We start from the raw sequence: 554 nt of genomic DNA, 5'->3' as shown, positions 1-554 counted from the left end.
CTGGCATCTTAGGACTGGTATTGGTTGCGCCATCAACACCATGAAGAATAACATTGATTAAACCATCCGGCTTTTCACGGCGGATACTGCTTAGACCCACAATAGGTGCATAACGAGCATCCGGTTGGCCATAACCATCAACACCGTGACAGCTACCACAAGCAGCAAGGTATAATGCTTCTGGCGAATTACTACCACCTTGAACCTCAGCTTTCGCCTGCGCTAAGTAGTCCTTTTGGGCAAGCAGGTCATGAGTGATTGATTCATTGAGTGGGGCTGTCAGACGGGATGCATTGACCGGATGAACCTTATCATCTGTTTGTACGACAGGTACGGTCTTAAGATAAGAGGCAATTGCGTTTAGATCTGTGTCTTTTAAATAGCGAGTACTGTGCGATACCACCTCTCCCATAGGTCCACCAGCAAAGACTCGTTGATCCAGCTCACCTGTACGCAAGTAAGTGACGATGTCTTGCTCACTCCAATTGCCTATACCGCTTGATTTATCAGGAGTGATATTGGGCGCATACCATGTCCCAAGCTGCGCTCCTGAC

Annotated in this window: 1 protein-coding gene; it reads right to left on the bottom strand. The window is 48.0% G+C overall.

Annotation, left to right across the window (positions count from 1 at the left end; genetic code table 11):
* On the bottom strand, positions 1-554 hold a 554-nt coding region (locus ACS8FD_RS23545), incomplete at both ends, for a c-type cytochrome (protein WP_439277631.1).

Source organism: Psychrobacter sp. 1U2 (genome assembly GCF_051847575.1).
Note: the sequence above shows the minus strand (reverse complement) of the source record. Positions and strands in the feature narration are given on the sequence as shown.